Below are 4,243 nucleotides of genomic sequence, written 5' to 3' on the forward strand. Positions count from 1 at the left end.
GAATGCTCACCCTGCATGCCGCCCAGCGCTGCATCGTTGGCCATTCCCGCGCCTGTATGCCGCTTGGAAAATGAAAATGGGGACACCTCGACCAAAAACTTTGGTCGCTGCAATTTAGTCGCACCAGACACCTGTTGCGGCGATTGATTTACCAGGCTAGCTGTCCTCTTCCGCTTCACAATGGATGACCGTAAAAGTGGCTCCTGATGGGGAGTGCCCCAGGTTGTATCCTCTTGAGGAGCAAAGGTCGAATCCGATGGTCCGGTTCTAGCAATTGCAGACTTTCCGAGAAACCTCTCTTGTAATATATTATGGCATGATGTGATTCTCTTAATGGTATGACTGACGTAGCAGTACGGATCACCGATATTTGCCACTATAAAGTCTTCATCTCGCTTAACATTTCGAACGAACATCTCGGCCATATGTCGCTGATCGTCAGCCGGAATTTTGTATGGATCAAAATCCACTTGATTGTTAAGCGCCAGGCCGATTTCCGCCGTGTAAGATTTTAGGTTAGCGCAAGGTAGATGTCGAGCGAACCTATCGCTCTGTTCGAGCTTGTTCCAGATATTCTGAATCTCGTCCCGGTGAGTTTTTCCCAATGGCCTATTACGGGCAATCATAAGTGCCTGCATCACGCCCTGCTCACCTATCGTCTTCATCGGTCCAGTGGGATCGTTGGCTTGTTTATTTTCAAAGATTATTTCGCCCGTTCGACGAATGATTGCTATTCGAGCAAAAGAGTCGGAACAAACGGCTGAAGCCGCTATGAATGGCCAAACGGAATAACTAAGATCGTGCGCCTTAGCATCTGGAGAGGTGATAGTGGCGATGGAACCTTGCGACAGCCCGCGGTCATAACGATCATGCATGGCGGTAAAACTAGTGATTCTATCTGTGGCCACGATATTTAGCTCTGTCTTGTAGCCAATGTGACGAGCCCTCGCGAGAAGGATGTAATTAGGGGTATCGCGCGTCTCCACGATGATATTCGATCGATGCCGTATCGCATACTCAATCAATTGATCGCGCCAGGTCAAAACGACGAAGCGATTTATTTCCTCAACTACATGAGATCCCCGGAGTCGAGCGCGGTTGTTGTCGGGAAGAAAAGACTTGAGTTCGTTCTCGCTTACCACTTGAGTGTAGTCGGGATCATATTTATTCAGTAACTGCCTAATTGCAGAGGTTTTGCCCGATGCCGGTTGTCCGCCCACAACAAGAAAGATGGGATTCTCCAGCCCTCCCTTTTCGACTGCCATGCTACCTAAGATGTCACGTTCAAATATTGCTTTCGCTTCCGTTGAAGTCAATTTCCTCTTTCTCGCCAGGAACTTATGAAGAACTTCGGCCGATTCCTGTGTTTCCATTTTCGGTTTCCTCGTACCAATCTGCGATCGTTTAAAGTTTAAGCCGTAGAGTCATCCCTGGCGAGTGTATCGTAAGCGCGAATTTCCGTAAGCGACGAGCTGAGGCCGTTCAGGCGGCGTAATTCCACGGCATGAGTGCGTCGATTTCGCTGCTCGGGCAGCCATGGCAATGCGCTCGAGCGTTTGCGTGAGCCAGGCGAGCGGATCGACGTTGTTCATTTTTGCCGTTTATCTCGGCCAGGCGCACCGAGGACAAACCCTTATCCGACTGCAGCATCAGCCACATGCCATTCAGCCAGACACTCATAAGGAAGCTTTGTGGAATGCAGAGGCGTGTGGGTCGTCACCGTGAACTGGAACCGGCAATCGCCGCTGGAGCATTGATAGCGACCCGGACGCGCACGTCGCTTGCTTGTATCGCGCCCGGCGATCGCGATCGAGCGTTTGTAACCACAGGCAGGACAAATTCTCCCAGCCGGCCACACCATGCTTTCCAGCAATCTCCGACACTGCTCCTCATCGCGAAAGGCCACGATCATATCTTCCGCCGTCCGAATGTTGGTAAGTGCTGCGAGCATCGTTTCCGACATTCTCATCTCCCTCGGATCAGGCCCGAAGAATCGCACGGTAACCCTTGGATATCAAGGCTATTGCTGTCTTTGGTTGATAAAGGCCGCGTACGATTTTGAACTGCTCTTGTTCCGACCCCCAGACAGGACCGACGGCTTTTCCAAGCTGAGACAGAACCGAGAATGGCTCGTGTCGCCACATCGGTGACGATCGTCAGATACGGACGGCCGACGAACACACCGGCCCCGTCGACAACCTCCACGAAATTGATGTCGGTCGGGATATGGTCGATTTGGCAGACGTCGAGCGGGTGCGGCGCATGGATGTAGCCCGGTCACAGCTTGAGCCGCAGCAGGTGCTTCGGATTAGTTGGTTAGATCAGAGGCTGTTTGAGCAGGACTTTCAGTCACCAGCCTAACAGCTACCTCAGCTAGAGCATCTCCTGACGGGTCTACGTTATGCTGAGTCGGGTTGTTTAAGCCGCCCTCGGCATTCGCCTCTAAGCCTGATCGATTGGTCATTTCTAGGGCCCTTTCATAAAAACTGAGCGCAGCGGTTTGCCGAGTAGGCCACACCTTGGAGTTTCTCGCCGCTACTATAGTGTATAAGTCGGGCATATCCAACGTGAGTTGTCTTACAGTTGAAGCTTACGGCTCCCCTTTGTCGCCCTTGCGCGATCGGACAGTCGAAACCCATCGAAAGGAGGGTTTCGTGGCATCGAAAGGAGGGTTTCGTGGCATCGAAAGGAGGGTTTCGTGGCAGGATATATCGTAATGTAAATATCCCCTTGAAAACGACAGGGTCATCATAATTGAAGCCATCGTCGCCGCGTGGTTTCCTTAGGGTCCGGACCCATTAAAAGGGGTTCCTCTGACGGCGGGATTGTGATTCAGGGTCCCTGAGGGGGACCGGTCATGAATCGCTTATTTCTGGCTCAGCGATGAGCAGTGTGGGCTGCTTGAACGGCATCTGCCGACCGACACCCGAGGCAAGCCGCGCGTTGATGATCGACGCGTGATCAGCGGCATCATCCATATGGTGAGCGGCGGACGCTGGGTCGACGCTCCGACGGTCTATGGACCGCGCAAGACCCTCTACAGGCAATTTACCCGGACGACGTCTCGCACGAACATGTGACGTCGCTTTCAGTCTACATCAGAGACATTGCTTTCAGTCTACACCATATAGGATGGCGAATATATATTTCTGTGCAACAATTTTAAGTACAGGCTAAGATCGCTCTTAGCGTACTGTGGTTATTGTTCGTGCTTACGCGTCAATTTCTTGGTTCGACATTCACCACATACACTGGTGTATCAATACATTCGTAAAAACGGAGACAAGATAGACGTGAAATTCTTCATGTCCTTTAATGGAATTGAGTAAACAGTACAACAACATGACGCCACGGGCGTCAAAAGCATAACTAAAAGAAACAAGAAAAACAACGGCAGAAAACGGTAACAAACCAAAGGAAAATAAAACAGCTGACTGCAAAACGCACAACATCAAATATCATATGGCAGTGTCACTCGCCCCCACGCCACCACCGGAAACCCTTGAGCGTTGCGGAGGGAGTCGGGGTTCGCGAAATTATCGGCTTCTTCGCACCACCAAGACGGGAGAGCTAGCCACCAGTCACACGCCGGGTAAGGGCCGCCATAACACGGGAGCCGCCGCGTCAGCCGATAATGACTACTCATTTCAGTGAAGTTTCCGTTGGCAACACAGCGACGAGCCTCGGCCTCCATCATGTAGAGGTACGTGATTGTAACATTAGGCGCACCGGCATGGATTGCCCACAGAATCGTGCGGGGACCGAGGTACTGCGCCATCGCGTTAGGACCGATACCCTGGAATGGGTCGCCAACGATCCAATTAGCCATCGTGAGAGAGGTGCTCGTGATAGAAGAAAGAAATTTTGTGGTGTTCGGGGAGAGTACGAATGAAGACAGAGGAGATTTGATTGTCCGTGGTGAAATGGGAAGATGAAATGAGGCTTATATAGAGAAGGAGCACTCTTCCTATTGGACCACAATTTTTACAATCTCGAAAGGGCGCAGTTTGCCGTTTCGGTGCAATACAAGGCATCTATTGGGTGTGTGTCCATTCGGTTGCATAGAGTCGCAGCTTCCTGTGCAGGCGTTGACTCTCGCTACAGTTCAAAGGGCGCAACTTTAGCGTTCTGTAAGGGGCTGCCGAATTGCTAAGTCAACAACGCGTCACATTGGAGTTTTGGCTTGGCTTGGCTTGGCTTGGCTTGGCTTGGCTTGGCTTGGCTTGGCTTGGCTTGGCTTGGC

Annotated in this window: 1 protein-coding gene and 4 pseudogenes; 1 reads left to right on the forward strand and 4 read right to left on the reverse strand. The window is 51.5% G+C overall.

Annotation, left to right across the window (positions count from 1 at the left end):
• The 4 genes and pseudogenes from CIT25_RS13910 to CIT25_RS37485 form a co-directional block, all read right to left on the reverse strand.
• Positions 1-1,373: zeta toxin family protein (locus CIT25_RS13910; RefSeq protein WP_206072948.1), on the reverse strand; the 1,373-nt coding region annotated here is incomplete at its 3' end.
• Between the two features lie 109 nt (positions 1,374-1,482).
• Positions 1,483-1,601 (reverse strand): annotated as a pseudogene (locus CIT25_RS36855) (transposase domain-containing protein); the annotation flags it as partial.
• A pseudogene (locus tag CIT25_RS13915) lies at positions 1,558-1,963 on the reverse strand (transposase); the annotation flags it as partial. The pseudogenes CIT25_RS13915 and CIT25_RS36855, both read right to left, overlap by 44 nt.
• A gap of 120 nt (positions 1,964-2,083) precedes the next feature.
• Positions 2,084-2,310, reverse strand: a pseudogene (locus CIT25_RS37485) (Mu transposase C-terminal domain-containing protein); the annotation flags it as partial.
• A gap of 551 nt (positions 2,311-2,861) precedes the next feature.
• Between CIT25_RS37485 and CIT25_RS13930 the strand changes: the two are divergent.
• Positions 2,862-3,068 (forward strand): annotated as a pseudogene (locus CIT25_RS13930) (transposase); the annotation flags it as partial.
• Positions 3,069-4,243 lie beyond the last annotated feature (1,175 nt).

It is taken from the genome of Mesorhizobium mediterraneum, from assembly GCF_002284565.1.
Taxonomy (GTDB): domain Bacteria; phylum Pseudomonadota; class Alphaproteobacteria; order Rhizobiales; family Rhizobiaceae; genus Mesorhizobium; species Mesorhizobium mediterraneum.